This is a genomic window from Nitrospira sp. (assembly GCA_030653545.1).
Lineage (GTDB): Bacteria > Nitrospirota > Nitrospiria > Nitrospirales > Nitrospiraceae > Nitrospira_D.
The window spans coordinates 65,681-82,969 of sequence record JAURZE010000025.1 but is presented as its reverse complement, the minus strand read 5'-3'; the positions used below and the strand labels follow the sequence as shown (position 1 = coordinate 82,969).

Below are 17,289 nucleotides of genomic sequence, written 5' to 3'. Positions count from 1 at the left end.
CCATGAAGAACTCGGTCAGACTGACAATTATGGAATTCGCGCTCGGGAGCACCCTGCTTCTCCTGCCTTATCAGAGCGATGCGGCCGAGCCAGGCGAGGTCAGAACTCGAGCAGAACGGTCATTCGAGCGGCTCAAACAGCAACCAGCACCAGAGGGATCGGTCAAACCAGTGAGCGGAAGCCAACTGCCAACCGAAGAGGGTCAGGGCTCCTATTCGTCAGAGCGCTATTGGGTCGGAAGAGGCCAAGGTGATTTGGCGAAAGGCACGATCGTCTGTCAGCGCGTCTCGGAACTCTCGGCGCGGACCGACCTGGCCAAGCAGATTCGTGTGATGGTGAAGGAGCATATGGTCGACCGCGTCCGTGAACGGACCGGACGTGAGAGCGAACAAGATATTGAACTCACCCGCGAAGAAATTGTTCAGGAATATCTATTGGGGGTCAAGATTGTTGATCGCCGGATCGATGAGGAGCATAAAATCTGTACCGCCACAGCGGTGATGCTCAAGAGTCCCCTCCAGCCGAAGCAGACGCCGGACCTCGATCCACTCCCTCCCGCATCCCGATAAATGAGAACTCCGTTGCACTTCCGCGTCCACTTGCGGTAGATACCTCATCCCATGCCGAACGAGAACAACTTCCAGCACGACGAGCTCTCACGAAAGAGCCCCGGCGAACGATTGACGACCGCCGAGCTGACCGGCGGCGCGCTTCCAGAATCTCCGGCCTGGTTCGAGGGTATGGCCGACTACGGCCCGCGGCTGGCCAGCGCGGGCGTCCGCGCCATCATGTTCCTCCATGGATCGATCCACGGCAGCGATGTGTTCGGGATGCAGCGGCTGGATGATGTCGGCGGACTCAAGCGCGGCTATTCGCGCGGCGTTTCGGGTGTCGATGCCCTGCTCGCGGCCATGCGTGAAGGAGGAAACGGAATCCCGGCCCTCTCCGGGGGACTCAAGCCCCCGCTCCCGAACGATGAGGCCACCCGGAAGATCGTCGATGACCAAGTCGGCGAGGCCGGCAACTTCACCAACGCGTACACGGCGCTCTTTCAACAAGCCATCAACAAGCGCCTGCCTCAACCGATCGCCTGTCGGCGCGTACTCTGGGCCTCGGAACATCATCACCTGGGTCGTGCTGCAGCCGCTGTCCGCCTGCTCCATGAACTGCACGCCCTCTGCGAGACTCAACAACTCGGCAAGGGAGACCGGATCCTCGTCCAGGCTCACGGACAGGCGGGGTTAGTCCTTGCCTTGGCCTCCAATCTGCTCTGTCCCAGCCCCATTACGAAACGGCCGAAACTCCTGGGCCTGCTGGCCGCCTTCGCTGAACAACACAACCAAGCAGACCTGGCCACCATGGCCCGGCACATCGAGCCGCTGCTCGCCGACCATTCCTTGATGAACGGCGCTACCCTCGATGTCGTTACCATGGGCACTCCCATTCGATATGGATGGGACCTCTCGGGAATGGGACGCCTGTTGCACATCGTCAATCACCGGAATCTCCGGACGGATGGCAAAACCTGGCTATCCAAGATGGAGCTGCCGCAAGTCACGATGGAAATGCCCATCGCATGGGGCGGAGACTATGTCCAGCAGTTGGCCGTCGCGGGAAGCGATGCCGTCCCGGCGACTGAGGCCGCGAAAGCGGTCAACAAGACCGTATGGGAAATGGTCGAGCCCTACGATGGGTTCGAACGCTGGCTGGAATGCGCCCGCCGCGCCGTGCGGTTTCCCAGCGAAGGCAGTTGCCTGCTGGTCGACTACAAAGACTGTACGAACTCCACCAATGTCCAGGAGCACTACTACGGTCACGCCGCCTACACCAGACCAAACGCCATGCTCTTCAATACGGCTGAGATCATTCGATCCCTGTACAAGGACGCCGGGCGCTAACCCTCTCTCAGCTGCACCGCCAACGGTTCCCACGAAAAGATCCCGTCCAGATAGGCATGCCCGTTCGGGGTGGTTGCGACCAGCTCGATGCTCTCATACACACTGATCGTCGTGCCGCTGCCTGCCGATGCCGAGACCTGCATCGTCAACGCCGCGCTCGGCGCCGGTGATGGAATATCGTGATGGGTCCGCATCTGCGAGGGCGTCGCCAGGACGTTCACGAATACCGCCGGTGGGGCTTGACGAAACTCTCCATCGTAGGTGACCCAGAGTCGGGCCGTGGCCGAGACATGGGCATACCATTCGTCGCCCACAGCATTGGCTTCAACCCAATTAAAGAGCGTATTCAGACGCGACATGATCGACACGGTGGTCGGTTCCAACGAGGCCGGAATCCCCAGTTGCGTCACATAGCCGACGTGAATATACCCCAGCGTGTCCCAGAGCGAGGCGTTGGCCCCGACCCGCGCATGGGCGGATTTGTTCGGCATCACATGCTCGACATAATGGGGATTCGCGCTGAGGCGCAGATAGGTGGTGTCTTCAAAATAACGAATCTGGTCCAGCTTGCAGAGCGTTTCATCACGATCGCCGAACCCGATCGTATTCGGCGCCGACACACTGTCCGCACCGGTAAAAATCAGCTTGCTCCAGCCGATCGGCGCGATGCAGGTGGCACTGGCGGACCCGTTCAACTTCTCGAGCACCGCCACGCGAGTCTTGATATCGTTGAAGACCGATTCGGTGCCTTCTTTCGTTCCACGGACCCGTTCAACCAGCAGCGTCTTTTCGAGTTTGCGTTGCTCTTCCAGCTGCCACACGAACGAAGCCGTCTGTTTGTCCAGGTCAAGCGTTGTTGCCATCGCATCCCCCTTTTCATAGGAAACCCTCTGTGTGAAGCGAGAACTCAGCGAAGGTCCGCAAGAGAAGTGCCGCGCCGAACCCCGCGAAAGATGACGATAGCCGAAATCCTGACGAAGGGATCTATCCACCCGTTGCACAGGTTTGAACGAGGGAGGATCAAATGGACGAGGATCTGCGAGGCGATTAGCGGCGCTTTGAGGCGAGCAGCGAGGCAACCTGTTCGGACAATTCCTTCACCAGCACGCCCATCTTCCCATGCGACGGCTCAAAGTCGACGGGAAGGTCGTAGTGCCGGAGCCGCTCGCTGGCGGTCGGGCCGATGGACGCGATGACGATCCTCTTACAGGCCTCTCTAAACAGAGGAACTTTCCCCTCCTGTTCAAGCACCTGCATCACGTGATCGATCTGCGCCGCATTCGTGATCAGCATCACGGAGATATCGCCCGCAACCACGTCTGCCAAGACCTGTCTGAGCGGAGCCAGGTCTTCCGGAAGTCCCCACTTATAGACCGGAACGGGAAACACATCGGCGCCACGAGCCGTTAACGCCTCTAAGAATTCAGGATTGGCATTCCCATATTCCTGCACCGCCACACGCAGCCCTTTGACCGGCCGATACTCATCGAGCGTCGACACCACATCGACCCACGTATTGGGCTCCGGGACAATGAGCGTCGGCGAAATCCCCAGCGCTTTCAACGCCGCCACCGGCTTCGGCCCGCGTGCGACGAGAGCGCACTGCTTTACCCCGACCATGATGGAGGACATAGGATGGCGGGATTTGAGTATGTCAAACAACGCGGTCGTCCCGACGCCGGTCATCAGCACCAATACATCGACCTGGCCCTCGATGAGCCGGATTCCAAATCGCAGGGCAGTGGGATTATCTTGGATAGGGAGTTCGCGGAGGGCGGGGGCCACCGATGGGCGGCCCCCGTATCGTTCAATGAGCCGGGTCATCTCGACTGCCATTCGGCTTTCAAATGCGGCGACAGCGATTCCTGACAACCCCTTCTCACTCATAGCGAATGCTACTTTGCCCGCGCATCCATCGCGCAACGGAATCCGGTCGATTCGTTGCGGATAGTCGGATCGCTGTCCACGCGAGTGAAGATGCGGACGGTCGGCGTTTCGTTCTGCCAGCCCGATCCACGGAGCACGCGCTTGGTGCCGGTTTCCGGACCCGTAGGATTTTTCGCCGGGCTCTTCTCGTAATACTTGGCGTCATACCAATCGTTGACCCATTCCCAGACGTTGCCGGCCATGTCGTAGACGCCGAAGGGGCTCTTCCCGAGCTCATAGCTTCCCACCGGCATAAGGGTCTTTTCCCCGATCCACTGCTGGTTGAAATTCAGATGCTTGTTCGTCGGCTCGACGTTCCCCCAAGGGAATCGACGATCGGCTGTCCCCTTGGCCGCTTTCTCCCATTCTGCTTCCGTCGGTAACCGCTTGCCGGCCCACTGGCAATAGGCATTCGCATCGGCCCAATCCACATTGATGACCGGTCGATCGGCGAGTGACTCGGTAATGGTATCGCCCTGCCAGAGGTTTCTCGTGGCATTCTTGGGATTCTGCGGAATACGGTGGTTCGTCGCCTTGACGAACTCAAGATAACGACCGTTCGTCAGCTCATATTTGTCGATATAGAAATTATTCACAAATACGTCGTGGCGGGGATATTCGTCCCGTCCTCCGTCGCGGTCGCCATGCGGAACACCCATCGGGAAGGCACCTTCGGGAATCAACACCATCGGGGCTCCGTCTTTTCCCTTTACTTCCTTCTCAAGCCCTTGGGCCGCTGTGACGGCCGGCGCTGCAACCAGAACGATCCCCACAAGCATCATAGAACGTAGAGCATTCATGCCACGACACTCCTTTGTACAACGATCAATGGGCCATCGTATCACAGCCGCCCTGGCTTCCGCAGGAGCAGAATTTCCGTTGACGGGTGAGGCAATGCCTCCCTACTATACGGTTGTTTCCAACCGGCTGATTTGTAGGGGCAGGATCGGTTCCATGTCTATTCCGCTTCATCGAGGACTCCGTCATCTGGCGCTCCGTGTGACCGATCTTCCTACGTCACGCCGGTTCTACGAAGAGTTGCTGGGCATGAAGGTCGTCTGGGAGCCGGATCCCGACAATGTTTATTTCAGTTCGGGAAGCGACAATCTCGCGCTCCATCAAATTTCTCAGAATGAACTCAGCGCCTATCGCCAGCCCCAGGGCCAATTGCTAGATCACGTCGGTGTGATCCTCGACAATCCCCAAGCAGTCGACCGGATGTTCGCGGAGATCTCCCCGAAGATTGCTCAGCTCGGTGGAACGATCGTCAAACAACCGAAGCAACACCGGGACGGCAGTTACTCATTTTATTTTTCTGATCCAGACGGCAATGTGATTCAGGCCCTCTATGAACCCACGATCAGCACGCTCCGCTGGGAAACCGGGTCATAGACGATGAGTAGCGTGTGGGACCGGCTTCCACGGCAACAATATGTCAGCCTCGCTCCCTGGTGTTGGGTGCAATTGGAAAGCGGAGAAGCGCCCGGGCCGTTCCCATTCGTGGCCGGCATCGCCCCGGAGGTCGTGGCCAGCCTGCACGAAGCCCACAGCTTATTGTCCAGCTCCATCGATACGGCCATCAGCGACGTCTTTTCGAAGCGGGCATCGCTGGAGGACCCCGACCGGCAACGGCGGCTGGAAGATGCCTATGCGGAACTGGTGAACTCCCGCCCTTACCTGAAGCAACATATTCGCTGCGGCAGGAAACCAGACGGCACGTTTCAATGGGAATTTCCGACCGATCCGACGAAATCTGGGACGGTCACCAACGGCGGCCTGCGCATTTTCCATTCCGTCAAACGGCAGGCCATTCCGATCGGATTCGATCAGCGCCTCCTCGGCCCGGCAGTGGGGAAAGTCCTCGGCATGCTGGACGGCACCCATCAAGCCGAGGAAATCAAAACGGTGGTCATGGCCGCACCTCGCGAAGCCCAGCCGCTCCTCCTCAAACTGATTGAGTCGCTGCACCAATACGAGTGTCTGCTCAGCGCCGCCCAGCCGACGGTCCGGCAGCGCTGGCTCGACGCGGTGCAGGATCGTGATCTCGTGCATTTGGGACATGCGGCGCTGCTCTACCGCCAGCAATCGCAGATGCTGCTCTTCGATCCCTGGCTGCTTCCCTGGTTTGCGGAATCGTCGGTCCCGTCGTTGTGGGGCGCATTGCTGCCGAAACCGGCCGCCGTGTTTCTCACGCACGACCACGACGATCACGTCGACCCACGAACCCTCCTGCATCTTCCCAAGGAAACGCCCATCATTGTGCCCAGCCGGCGCAATCGCAAGAAGCTGCACTACGACTACCTCGGGCTGTTACGCGAGATGGGCTTCGGACGAGTGGTTGAACTGGCGCACGGCGAGCGCTGGGACTTCGACGGGGGAGCCGTCGTCTCGGTCCCGTTTTACGGAGAAGACCCCTGCGATCTCGAAATGCCGAGAAACTGTTATCTGATCCACGACCGCGGGCAGAATATCCTTGTGCATGCCGACAGCGGCCCGACGAATAGCGGACGGTCGGCGCTTAAGGAACAGATCATTCAGCAACTGGTCGTGAAATACGGCCCCATCTCGCTCGTGCTCGCGTCACAGCAACAACTGCTGGAGGTGCGGAGTTATGCGGCCCATGCCTCGCTGTCCCACCCCGGAAAGTGGCTGGACGTGGGTGAAAACGGCTACCTTACCAATGCCTACCTGTCAGATCTCTGCGCCTCCGCGCAGGCCAACTTGTTTGTCTCCTACGCCACCGGAGGGGCGGACTGGTATCCGGACCATCTCTCATTCATGTTCAGTCAGCGGAATCCCGCAAGAACTGCGCTGCTCACAGCCCATTGGGAACGTCCGGAAAAGCTGAAAGATCTTCTCGACCCTCAGGGTTGCGGGTATCATTGCGCTCGAGCGCTCGATATCTATCGGGCCGACCAGGACGGTCGTGTGGAAGTGGTCTCGTCAGGCGAATCCTTGACCCCACTGGCCTTACACCGCCTGGACCACGGCGATCCCCCGTTCATGAAGTCAGCCGGGCGGGCATAAGCACCATCGTTTTATCTACATGTGAAGGAGTGCATGCGAATGGCTGGAGCACCATCCCCGATTCTTGTCACCGGCGTGGCCGGATTCATCGGTTTCCACGTGGCCCAGCGCTTACTGGCGCGCGGCGAACAGGTCATCGGCCTGGATATCGTCAATGACTACTATGATGTCCGCCTGAAGGAGGCGCGCCTGGCCCAACTGGCCAACGCCAGCGGCCATCGCTTTCTCAAACTGAATTTGGCCGATCGCGCAGGCATGAAGGCGCTCTTTGCCGATCACGGAATCAAGCGCGTGGTGCATCTGGCCGCCCAAGCCGGCGTCCGCTACTCGCTGATCAATCCCCACGCCTATACCGAGAGCAACATCGAAGGCTTCATGAACATTCTGGAAGGATGCCGGCACGCCAAGGTCGACCATCTGGTCTACGCCTCCTCCAGTTCCGTCTACGGCGGCAATACCCATATGCCGTTCTCGATCCACGATAACGTCGACCATCCGGTCTCGCTCTATGCCGCGAGCAAGAAGGCTAACGAGCTCATGGCCCATTGCTACGCGCATCTGTATCGCATCCCCTGCACCGGCCTGCGCTTCTTTACCGTCTATGGCCCCTGGGGACGCCCGGATATGGCGCTCTTTATTTTCACCAAGGCGATTCTGGAAGGAAAACCGATCGAGGTCTTCAATCACGGAAAAATGAAACGCGATTTCACCTACATAGACGACATTGTTGAGGGCATCATCCGTACCCTCGATCATCCGGCGACACCGAATCCGGCTTGGACCGGCGAGCAACCGGATCCCGGCACCAGTTCGGCTCCGGCGCGGGTCTATAACATCGGCAACCATCAGCCGGTCGAGCTGCTCCATTTTATCGAAGTGTTGGAAGACGCCCTGGGCAAGAAGGCGGAAAAAAAGCTCATGCCTTTGCAGCCTGGTGATGTGCCGGCGACCTATGCGGACATCGACGACCTGGCCAATGATGTGGGATTCAAACCCGCGACGCCGATCGAAGAAGGCATTCCCCGCTTCGTGAAGTGGTATCGGGAGTTCTATAAAGCCTGAGCCGGGTGATTTCCCGTGTTGCCAGGATGGTCACGAAAGGACTGACGATGCCGCTCTCACCCGACGACATTCGCGACCGCGTCGACCGGTATTTCGCCGCTTGGCGTGCCCTGGATCCCACGGCCTGGACGGCCTGCTTCGCCGTCGATGCGATCAGTCACGAACCCTATGGGGCCACACCCGTGCAGGGGCATACCGCATTGAGGACGGTCTTTCACACCATTGCCAGCGCCCTGCAGGAAGTCACCATCCACGCACAAGAGATGCACATCGCCCACAACCGAGCGGCGGTTGTCTTTCATGGCCAAGGGATCGGGAAGAACGGAAAGCCGGTCGAGGTTCACGGAATCGACGTGTTCGAGTTCAACGAGGCCGGAGACATTCAGACGCTCTGGGCCTACTGGGACCCCGCCACGGTCCTGGCGAAACTGCGCGGATAAACCGGTCGGCTGCTACTGACAACCGACCGGGATAAACCCTGACCCAAAAATTCTTGCCAACGCGGCATACCGCGCTTGATCGTAGAACGAGTAACTGGCGCCCCGCTGGTTTTGTCCACTCGGATCACCGCCATAGGACGAATCAGAACCAAAGAAAAATCCGCCTCTGGTTCTTTCATTCAGCCGGACCCATTCCCAAAACATCCCGCAGATGTCACCTCGATTTCCCGTCGCTGAGGCATGCCAGTCTTTGGCCCAATCCGGCACATTCTGCGCTCCGCTAACAGGCCCATATCCCTGCGACACAGGAGCCAAGATGGGCGGATTGCCGATCGAGCGGGGAATCAGCGGCATGTTGTCCAATGAAGGAACCACCGACAACGGCTTCAGCGTCATCGGCCGGCAACCGGGTTTTTCTTTATTCGTGTACACCGACGTCCCGTCGGCTTGCGGACATTCCCACGTCTGGGACGGCTCCGACGGAGGCGGAGTATCACTCTGCGCAGGGCTTACCACAGCAAACGTGACAAGCGTAATGACTGACAGCATCTGGTACAGGCCCATAGAACACCTCCGGGAAAGATTGTGACCGCGCACCGGACACCCCTGAGCACCAAGATGCGAGTCGCGCCGTAATACATACAGCCTACGCAAGGAGGGCCGCGGGAGTCTATGCCACTTTGGAGGGGGAATCGCAGATCTGGAGCGGATTTCCCGCGATTGAGTGCGCGAGATTGAACACTCGTCGGCCTCAGGGAAATTGCCGCAGAAACGGCCCGGGATCGACGCCGGCCAATGAGGGCATGACGCGATCCGCCTCGCCCAATTCGTCGAGGTGGTAGGTCGTCGCCAGCGCGAGCACAGGCATCCCGGCCGCGCGGGCCGCGCGAATGCCGGCCTTCGAGTCTTCAATGACCAGGCACTCGTCGGCCCCCAACGGAGGCCGAACGACGTCGTTCAACCGCTTCAACGTCAACAGATAGATACCCGGATTAGGTTTCCCGACCGAACAATCCTCTGCCGATACGATAAGTTCAATGGCCCGTTCGATCACCGTCCCGCGAAGGGCCCGATCAATCTGCTCGCGCCGGCCACCGGAGGCGATCGCCAGATGACACAGCCGCCGGGCGGCTTGCACAAACTCAATCACACCGGGAAACAGTTCCGGTTGCTGTGCGCGGGGATGGAGCCGGAACAACTCGGCCTTCCGCTCCTGAATCCGCTGGACCAACCCGGCGTCACTCTTTCCATCGCGCGCCGTGAGGAGAAGCGCGGTGCAGGTCCGTTCATCCATTCCCAGATACGTCCCGTAATACTCGGTTTTGGAAAGCGTCAGGCCGAATTCTTGGAGCGCCTGACAGAAACACGCCACATGGGTCGTCTCATCGTCCGCGATGACGCCATTAAAATCGAACAAGATCGCGCGAATCATTCGACTCCTTTCCTCACTCCCGGGGCCACTCTACGCATCTCCGATAAGTTGGACAAGAAGCTTTACCTTGTTCGGGACCCTCCGCTGAGGTATTCTCCGCTCTGAATCATGTGAATCGTGAGGGGCGCTCCGCACGGGATGATCGAGCTCCCCGCCTGACTTTTCACACCCAATCCTGGCAACCTATCGCATGACCGACTACAGCGTTCTCAGCAATCTGCTCGTCATCTTCACAGTGTCCATTGCCGTCGTGTTTGTCTTTCATCAATTCCGGCTCCCGTCGATCGCGGGATTTCTGGTGGCCGGGGCACTGATCGGCCCCCACGGATTCAATCTGATCTCCGACTCCAGTACGGTTCAAGTACTGGCCGAGATCGGCGTGGTCCTACTGCTCTTCACGATTGGCATCGAATTTTCGCTTGTGCAGCTGGCTTCGTTGCGGCGCCTGCTCTTCATTGCCGCACCGATTCAGGTCGGAGGCGTCATCGCCATCGTCTGGGCCGGAGCGACACTCGCCGGAGTGCCGTGGCAACAAGGTATCTTCTGGGGATTCCTCCTCTCCCTCAGCAGCACCGCGATCGTTTTGAAAGCTCTGGCTGCAAACGGTGAAAGTGAATCCCTGCACGGACGCGCGGCGATCGGCATTCTCGTCTTCCAGGATCTGGCCGTGGTGCCGATGATCCTCCTCGCGCCGATCCTGTCCAGCCCCAGTGAAGGAGCCGCGCTCTCCATCCTCCTTACCCTCGGAAAATCTGTGGTCGTCGTCGGGCTCATCGTGGTTGCCGCCTGGTATCTCGTACCGAAACTCCTCGAGCACATTGTCCGGAGCCGCAGCCGTGAACTGTTTCTGCTCACGATCATCGTGCTCTGCCTCGGCATCGCCTGGTTGACGTCGCTCGGCGGGCTCTCGCTGGCCCTCGGCGCCTTCATCGCCGGGCTCATCATTTCTGAATCGGAATTCAGCCACCAGGCCATGGCGGAAGTGCTGCCGTTTCGGGACAGCTTCAACAGTCTGTTCTTCGTGTCCATCGGCATCTTAATGGACTGGCGGATCCTGCTCGAATATCCCGCCGTGGTCACCGGCCTCCTCGCGGCCATCCTCGTGATCAAGTTTGTGACCGGGGCCGGAGCCGTCCTCGCCGTCGCCATTCCCCCGCGCTCGGCCGTCATGGCCGGCGTAGCCTTGGCACAGGTCGGCGAGTTCAGCTTCATCCTCGCGCAAGTCGGACAAGAAAATAAGCTGCTGACCGGCGCGCCCTATCAGATATTCCTCGCCGTCTCCGTCTGTTCGATGATTATTACCCCCTTCCTCATGCAATGGTCCCCGCATCTCGCCCGCCGGGCCGAAGCGATGCAGCGGCTCCGCCACTGGTTCCCCGGCAGGACGACGGCCCACGTGCTCGAAGCGGAAGGCCGGCATCTCCGGATCAAGGACCACGTGATCATCGTGGGATATGGTTTGAACGGGCGCAACCTCGCGCGAGTGCTGGGCGAAACAGAAGTGCCCTATATCGCGCTGGATCTCGATGGCGATACGGTCCAACGGGAAACCAAGCATGGGCTCCCGCTGTACTACGGCGATGCGACCAATCCGAACGTGCTCCGCCATGTGAAGATCGAAGATGCGCGTGTGCTGGTCGTCGCGATCTCCGATCCCTTCATGGCCAGACGCACCGTCCAAGTCGCCAGAGGCTTGAATCCGAAACTCCACATCGTAGTACGGACCCGCTACCTGCGGGAGCTGGAAGAACTCCATCAACTCGGCGCCGATGACGTGGTGCCGGAGGAGTTTGAAACCTCGATTGAAATCTTTGCCCTGGTCCTCCGCACCTACAACATGCCGCAGGAATTCGTCATGCGGAAAGCCGAGCAGGTGCGCCGGGAAGGCTACGCCCTGCTGCGCCGGAGCGACTTGCCGGAACTGGCGCATCATCTCCGCGGCGGAACACTCAGCGATGTGGAAGTAGAGACCTGCCGGATTGAAGACGGCTCGCCGGCGGCCGGGAAACTGCTTTCCCAGCTTTCGTTGCGACCACGGACCGGAGCCTCGGTCATTGCCTGGACCAGAGCGGGGGTCACCGAATCAAACCCGTCGGAAAAAACCAAACTGCTCCCCGGCGATATTGTGGTCCTGCTCGGTTCCCGTGCTCAGATCCGCCGGGCTATGGAACTCATCCTCCCGACTGAATCGAAAGAACGTTAGCGCCCGCCTCCGGTCATCGCCTCGTACGCCTCAGTCAACGTACGAACCTGAATCAGCGCGATGCGCAATCGAGCCGCCGCTTCTTCACCTTGAGGCCAATCCGAGGTATAGGGTTGATGGCGTGAGATCACCAACGATCGATATTGCCCCCCGGCAGCCGCCTCCAGCTTACTTGGCAAGCCGCCCACCACGTCGAGCCGCCCATCCGGCGTAATCACCCCGGATACCGCGATATCCGACCTCAGGGCATCGCCTCTATAGGCAGCCAGAATGCCGACCGCAATGGCACCGCTCGAACTTCGGCCGTCCGTCACAGCCGTCACAGCCCGGTTCTTCAATGTGATCCGCCAATCATGTCCGTCCTCTCCCACGAGCCTGGCGACGGCCTGCACGGCATGGCGTACTCCGTCTTTCCACTCCTCACCCACCAGAGAACCTCCGCCCAGATTGATTTCATTGAAATCAAGGACGGGACCGTGCTGAACAGGAATTCGCTCAAATTGAATCAAGACCTGATTGATCACGCCAGGCAAGCCGTCGGTCCGCACGCCCAGCGTGGGCACTGACACAATCCGTGCGGCTTGAGCGGCGACCGGAGTGGGACACCCTATTGAGGCAAGACCGACAAGCAACCCGAGATGGACGAGGACGAACCCTAGCTTCGCCATCGCAGCGTAACAGGTCCTTTGAGTGGATGCTCGAACGGTTGTCCGGTCTGGAGCGACGCGACATGGGCCGCTTTCAATTTGTGATACCACTTGGCCTGCTGGTCGGCATCGCCGACCAGACGGAACGGCGGCTTGTGCTTGAGCCCGATCGACTGGCGGTCCATCGCCACCTTGTCCTGCGCCAGAAAGCCCTTGGCGAAATATCTGAAAATCGACTTGCCGAACGGCAGCCAACGGAAGGCATTCCAGGCCGCACAGAAATCCATGCGGGTTTCGTGTTCGGTAATCGGCGTCATCAAGACCCGGATCGAGACCCACAGCGAACCGCATTGGATGAACTCATACCGCTGATTCGGCAACACGAAATCGATGGTGGTGCGTAATTCTCCCCCGGAAACCCACTTCAACAGTTGATACGGCGGACTGTTTTTCGACGGCGCATGGCCGATCATCCGGAACCCGTTCGGGATCGGCTCAAAGGTCTTCGCTTTGTCGTGCTGGCTGGCGGGCTTCCGCCACAAACCGCTCTGATGCACATAGGGGCCATGCGCCGGATCCATCAACCCCACCACGCCGTCGTCGAGCGTGCTGGACAACATCTGTGAATGCTGGAACATCAGATAGGGGCTCGACGGAAGGGGATGTCGCATCAACGGAGGAATCGGCCGATCGGGATAGCGGCTGTCCGCCATATAAACCCAGATGTACCCGTCCTGGTCCTGACAGGGATAGGACGTGACGCAGATCTTCTTCGGATCGATCGGGGAATCGCTCACCAGGGACGGAATCGCCGTGCACCGTCCATCCGTCCCGAATTGCCAGCCGTGGTAGTAACACTCCACCCGATCCCCATCCATCCGCCCGAAGGACAGGGGCATCCCCCGATGGGGACAGAGGTCGAGCATCGCCGAAACGCCGCCGTCTTTGGTACGACAGAGAAGAATCGGCGTGCTCAGCAGTACCACGCCCTTCATGGCGCCAGGGGCCACATCTGAACTGGGCGCGGCCGCATACCAGAAGCCCAGCAGCGGTGGACTGCGTAACGGCGTCGTATCCTGTTCGAGAACGGTGCTCATGGGATGGCAGTATCCAACGTCTGGTCAAAACCCGATCGGCTGGGACTATAGCCAGCCGCACGAGTGCGGTCAAGCGCGTTGCCTTGACAAGAAAAAGATACGGAGACTATAGTCAAAACACCTTAAAAATAGCGGTCGTTCGCACCGCACCATCGAATTGAGGCACCCATGCAGATGACGCAAATAGAGCCCTCCGCCACATTAGCGCAGTTACAGGAATCCAAGCCGGACCGGGTGACGATTGTCCTGCTCAGCGGCGATCTGGATCGCGCGATGGCCGCCTTCATCATCGCCACGGGCGCCGCCGCAATGGGCATGCAGGTCACCGTGTTCTTCACCTTCTGGGGATTGAATACGATTCGCAAGCAAGGGGCCACCAGCTCGGCCAAAGACTGGCTGCGCCGCATGTTCGGCCTGCTGAACAAGGGAGGCGCCGACAATCTCCCGCTCTCCCGATTCCACTTCGGCGGTCTCGGCACCAGCATGATGAAACTCGTCATGAAACAGAACCGGATGCCGGGAGTTCCCGAGCTGATGGAGACGGCACTGGATTTGGGCGTGCGGTTCATCGCCTGCACGACGACGATGGGCCTCATGGGCATTACGAAAGACACGTTGATCGACGGAATCGATCAATTCGCCGGGGTCACGACTTACTTGGCGGAGGCCAAGCAGGGTAGCGTCAACCTCTTTATATAAATCGATCACAGACGGAGATACCGACGATGCAGGCTGATGTGAAGCTCGATACGCTCGGATACTTTTGCCCCATGCCGATTATTCTGACTTCGAAGAAGATCAAGGAACTCACCCTCGGGCAGGTGCTCGAGGTGGTATCTGACGACGAAGGCATCAAGAAAGACATGCCCGCCTGGTGCGACACGACGGGACATCAACTGGTCGGCATGGAAGAAGAACAGGCCGCCTCAGGCCGGATCTACAAAACCTTCGTCAAGAAGACCAAGTAACGCCGCGACGGCTTCGAACCGAAGCCTCAGAAAGCCGGAGGGAGATCGAAGACCCCTTCCGGCTTTTTCGTTTCCGGACGATAAGATCATCAATGCCAAAGATCATCGAGTGCATCCCCAATTTCAGCGAAGGCCGGAATCCCGCCACCGTCCAGGCGCTGATCGCAGCGGTGGAATCGGTCCCGGGCGTCTGGCTGTTGGATCGGACGAGCGATCCCGATCACCATCGGTCTGTGTTGACCTTTGCCGGCGATCCCGATGCGGTCCTGGAAGCGGCGTTTCAAGCAATACAAATCGCGACGAAGCTGATCGATCTGCGCAGCCACACGGGAGTCCATCCACGCATCGGGGGGACGGATGTCGTTCCCTTTGTCCCAATCCAGGGCACGACAATGGAAGACTGCGCACAACTCGCTCGTCGGCTGGGTAAACGCGTGGGAGCAGAACTGCTGATCCCAGTGTTTCTGTATGAGCAGGCGGCTGGTCATCCGGACCGGACCAGGCTGGAAACGATCCGACGGGGAGGACTGTCCGGGCTGGGAGCGAGAATGGCGACCGACCGAAACTGGCGCCCGGACTTCGGACCCGCCCGTCTCCATGACACGGCAGGAGCTATTGTGATCGGCGCCAGGCCCCCCCTCATTGCCTTCAATGTGAATCTGAAGACCCCCGATCTCACGATCGCGAAGGCCATCGCGCGCACGATCCGGCGCTCCAACGGCGGCCTGCCCTGCGTCAAAGCGATTGGAGTAGCGCTGGCCAGCCGCGGGCTTGTGCAAGTCTCGATGAATCTGACCGACTACCATGTCACATCGATGGCCGCAGCCTTCCGTGAAGTGCAAGCCGAGTCAGCCAAGGCCGGTGTGGAGATCGTCGAGAGCGAACTGATCGGTCTCGTTCCCCAAGCCGCGCTGGATCAGGCCGCTGCGTCGCTCTTACAGATCGTGAACTTCGACTCCACTCAAATTCTGGAAACAAGACTGGCGGGCGTCCGGGACGCCCGGCCCGACCCCGGGTCGGAATCAACCATCAGTGAGTTTCTCTATGCCCTGTCAGCCCCCACGCCGGCACCGGCCGGCGGCGCGGTCGCAGCACTGGCGGGAGCCCTCGCGGCATCTTTGGGCACCATGGGAGCACGAATCGGGAAGCTGTCGACGGCCGAGCAATCCCTCAACAGCCTTAGTCAAAAACTGGCGGCTTTGATGCAGAACGACTGCGCGGCCTATGCCGCAGTCTCACAAGCCCGACGCCTCCCCGCGGATCACGCTGACCGTCCACAGCGTCTCTCAACGGCCCTTGAGCAAGCGACCGAGGTTCCGCTCACAATCGCGGAACTCGCCTGCGAAGCAGGACTGACGATCGCCGCCATTCGACAGTCTCTGTCACCGGCAGTGCAATCGGATCTCACGGTTGGAATGATCTGCGCGATCGCCGCGACCGAAGCCGGACTGCATACCGCACAAACCAACGTAAAACTGCAACGAAATCAGTCTGTTGCTGCAAATCATGCGCGCCGAATGACTAAGATCGCCAACAGTCTTGAGGAACTCAGGGGGCTATGCTACACTCCGCCGCCTAGTACGTAGTGTCATGGGTGCAGACAGGCACGGCCTGAGAAAGTGGAAAGTCGGACCGGATGGAAATTAAAGTTTTCAATAACAACGTTGAAAAAGCTCTGAAGGTTGCCAAGAAGAAGCTGGCAGGCGAAGGTTTGTTCCGCGAACTGAAGCGTCGCCGTTTCTATGAAAAGCCGAGCGTCAGGAAGAAAGCGAAACTGCGCGAAGCTCAACGCCGCCGTCAGAAGTGGTTGTCCAAGCGGAAGCCTGAGTAGCTGATCGTTCACTCGAGCGCTCTCCTCGGTCAGCATTCCCCCACTCCACGCTAGTCGAACCAGATGCGTCAGGATCAGATCCATGCCGCCATCAGGATCGTCAGGCGAGAGATTCGTCAATGGCAGGAACCGGTGGTGGGGGTCGTGGCGCGAGAGTCGAACCGCGATCCGTTCCGTATCCTGATTTCCTGCCTCCTCAGCCTCCGCACCAAAGACAAAACCACCGGTGAAGCCAGCGAGCGGCTGTTTGCCTTAGCGCACAAACCCGCCCCGATGCTGACGCTTTCGCTCGAAACGATAGAACAGGCCATCTATCCGGTCTGCTTCTACCGGACGAAAGCCAAATCCATTCATCAGATCTGTCAGCGGCTCTTGGAAACGTACGGCGGAGTCGTGCCCGATTCCATCGACGAATTGGTCACGCTCTCAGGGGTAGGACGAAAGACCGCCAACCTGGTCGTCACGGTGGGCTACGGCAAACCGGGCATCTGCGTCGATATTCACGTACACCGGATCAGCAACCGCTGGGGCTACATCAAGACCAAGACTCCTGACGAGAGCGAAGAAGCCTTGCGCCGGAAACTCCCTCCGCAACATTGGATCACCTTCAACGATCTCCTGGTGCCCTTCGGCCAAAACCTCTGCCAGCCGGTCTCTCCCTGGTGCAGTAAGTGCAAACTGACTGAGTATTGCGATCGGGTGGGAGTGACGCACTCGCGCTGAGCGAGCGCCGGCGAGAAACACGTCCCGCAAGCCTC

Annotated in this window: 19 protein-coding genes; 12 read left to right on the top strand and 7 right to left on the bottom strand. The window is 59.4% G+C overall.

The features are described 5' to 3' along the window. Window positions 1–2: 2 nt before the first annotated feature. Complete coding sequence (locus tag Q7U39_12095; protein MDO9118693.1) at window positions 3–569, top strand: hypothetical protein; 567 nt, start codon at window positions 3–5, stop codon at window positions 567–569. 51 nt (window positions 570–620) lie between these two features. Continuing rightward, window positions 621–1,898, top strand: coding sequence for a hypothetical protein (locus tag Q7U39_12090; protein ID MDO9118692.1), 1,278 nt, complete (start codon window positions 621–623; stop codon window positions 1,896–1,898). Here the strand turns inward: Q7U39_12090 and Q7U39_12085 are convergent. From Q7U39_12085 to Q7U39_12075, 3 genes are all read right to left on the bottom strand, one after another. After that, the gene (locus Q7U39_12085) at window positions 1,895–2,761 is read right to left on the bottom strand and encodes a hypothetical protein (protein MDO9118691.1); all 867 of its coding nucleotides are present in this window, start codon (window positions 2,759–2,761) and stop codon (window positions 1,895–1,897) included. The genes Q7U39_12090 and Q7U39_12085 overlap by 4 nt on opposite strands. 184 nt (window positions 2,762–2,945) lie before the next feature. Then, complete coding sequence (locus Q7U39_12080) at window positions 2,946–3,785, bottom strand: uroporphyrinogen-III synthase (GenBank protein MDO9118690.1); 840 nt, start codon at window positions 3,783–3,785, stop codon at window positions 2,946–2,948. An 8-nt stretch (window positions 3,786–3,793) separates the two neighbouring features. After that, a complete protein-coding gene (locus Q7U39_12075; protein ID MDO9118689.1) occupies window positions 3,794–4,624 on the bottom strand; it encodes an SUMF1/EgtB/PvdO family nonheme iron enzyme in 831 nt (276 codons plus the stop codon). 154 nt (window positions 4,625–4,778) lie between these two features. Here Q7U39_12075 and Q7U39_12070 point away from each other — a divergent pair, with 154 nt between their 5' ends. From Q7U39_12070 to Q7U39_12055, 4 genes are read left to right on the top strand one after another with little or no spacing between them, the layout of a single operon-like run. Then, complete coding sequence (locus Q7U39_12070) at window positions 4,779–5,216, top strand: VOC family protein (protein MDO9118688.1); 438 nt, start codon at window positions 4,779–4,781, stop codon at window positions 5,214–5,216. A gap of 3 nt (window positions 5,217–5,219) precedes the next feature. Further along, on the top strand, window positions 5,220–6,851 hold the full coding sequence (locus tag Q7U39_12065) for an MBL fold metallo-hydrolase (protein MDO9118687.1): 1,632 nt from the start codon (window positions 5,220–5,222) through the stop codon (window positions 6,849–6,851). Between the two features lie 39 nt (window positions 6,852–6,890). Further along, window positions 6,891–7,913 (top strand): NAD-dependent epimerase, encoded by a 1,023-nt coding sequence (locus Q7U39_12060; protein ID MDO9118686.1) that lies wholly within the window; start codon window positions 6,891–6,893, stop codon window positions 7,911–7,913. A 47-nt stretch (window positions 7,914–7,960) separates the two neighbouring features. Continuing rightward, entirely contained in the window at window positions 7,961–8,353 is a 393-nt protein-coding gene (locus Q7U39_12055) for a nuclear transport factor 2 family protein (protein ID MDO9118685.1), read from the top strand. Between the two features lie 12 nt (window positions 8,354–8,365). Here the strand turns inward: Q7U39_12055 and Q7U39_12050 are convergent, their stop codons facing one another. Both Q7U39_12050 and Q7U39_12045 read right to left on the bottom strand, forming a co-directional pair. After that, on the bottom strand, window positions 8,366–8,917 hold the full coding sequence (locus Q7U39_12050) for a hypothetical protein (protein MDO9118684.1): 552 nt from the start codon (window positions 8,915–8,917) through the stop codon (window positions 8,366–8,368). A 187-nt stretch (window positions 8,918–9,104) separates the two neighbouring features. After that, window positions 9,105–9,785: an HAD family phosphatase gene (locus Q7U39_12045; protein MDO9118683.1), complete on the bottom strand. Its 681-nt coding sequence runs from the start codon at window positions 9,783–9,785 to the stop codon at window positions 9,105–9,107. A gap of 190 nt (window positions 9,786–9,975) precedes the next feature. Between Q7U39_12045 and Q7U39_12040 the strand changes: the two genes are divergently transcribed. Then, the gene (locus tag Q7U39_12040; protein ID MDO9118682.1) at window positions 9,976–11,988 is read left to right on the top strand and encodes a cation:proton antiporter; all 2,013 of its coding nucleotides are present in this window, start codon (window positions 9,976–9,978) and stop codon (window positions 11,986–11,988) included. Here the strand turns inward: Q7U39_12040 and Q7U39_12035 are convergent. Further along, the gene (locus tag Q7U39_12035) at window positions 11,985–12,656 is read right to left on the bottom strand and encodes a S16 family serine protease (protein ID MDO9118681.1); all 672 of its coding nucleotides are present in this window, start codon (window positions 12,654–12,656) and stop codon (window positions 11,985–11,987) included. The two genes, Q7U39_12040 and Q7U39_12035, sit on opposite strands and share 4 nt — an antisense overlap. Next, a complete protein-coding gene (locus Q7U39_12030; GenBank protein ID MDO9118680.1) occupies window positions 12,644–13,732 on the bottom strand; it encodes an aromatic ring-hydroxylating dioxygenase subunit alpha in 1,089 nt (362 codons plus the stop codon). Before Q7U39_12030 ends, Q7U39_12035 begins: the two co-directional genes overlap by 13 nt. 168 nt (window positions 13,733–13,900) lie before the next feature. Here Q7U39_12030 and Q7U39_12025 point away from each other — a divergent pair, with 168 nt between their 5' ends. The 5 genes from Q7U39_12025 (at window position 13,901) to nth (ending at window position 17,254) form a co-directional block, all read left to right on the top strand. Beyond that, window positions 13,901–14,431, top strand: coding sequence for a DsrE/DsrF/DrsH-like family protein (locus Q7U39_12025; protein MDO9118679.1), 531 nt, complete (start codon window positions 13,901–13,903; stop codon window positions 14,429–14,431). Window positions 14,432–14,457: 26 nt separating this feature from the next. Next, the gene (locus Q7U39_12020; GenBank protein ID MDO9118678.1) at window positions 14,458–14,700 is read left to right on the top strand and encodes a sulfurtransferase TusA family protein; all 243 of its coding nucleotides are present in this window, start codon (window positions 14,458–14,460) and stop codon (window positions 14,698–14,700) included. 92 nt (window positions 14,701–14,792) lie between these two features. Next, a complete protein-coding gene (gene ftcD / locus Q7U39_12015; protein ID MDO9118677.1) occupies window positions 14,793–16,286 on the top strand; it encodes a glutamate formimidoyltransferase in 1,494 nt (497 codons plus the stop codon). Between the two features lie 50 nt (window positions 16,287–16,336). Further along, window positions 16,337–16,531 carry a 30S ribosomal protein S21 gene (rpsU, locus tag Q7U39_12010; GenBank protein MDO9118676.1) on the top strand — a complete coding sequence of 65 codons (195 nt, stop codon included), beginning with the start codon at window positions 16,337–16,339 and terminating at the stop codon, window positions 16,529–16,531. Between the two features lie 63 nt (window positions 16,532–16,594). Continuing rightward, on the top strand, window positions 16,595–17,254 hold the full coding sequence (nth, locus tag Q7U39_12005) for an endonuclease III (GenBank protein ID MDO9118675.1): 660 nt from the start codon (window positions 16,595–16,597) through the stop codon (window positions 17,252–17,254). The last annotated feature ends 35 nt before the right edge of the window (window positions 17,255–17,289 follow it).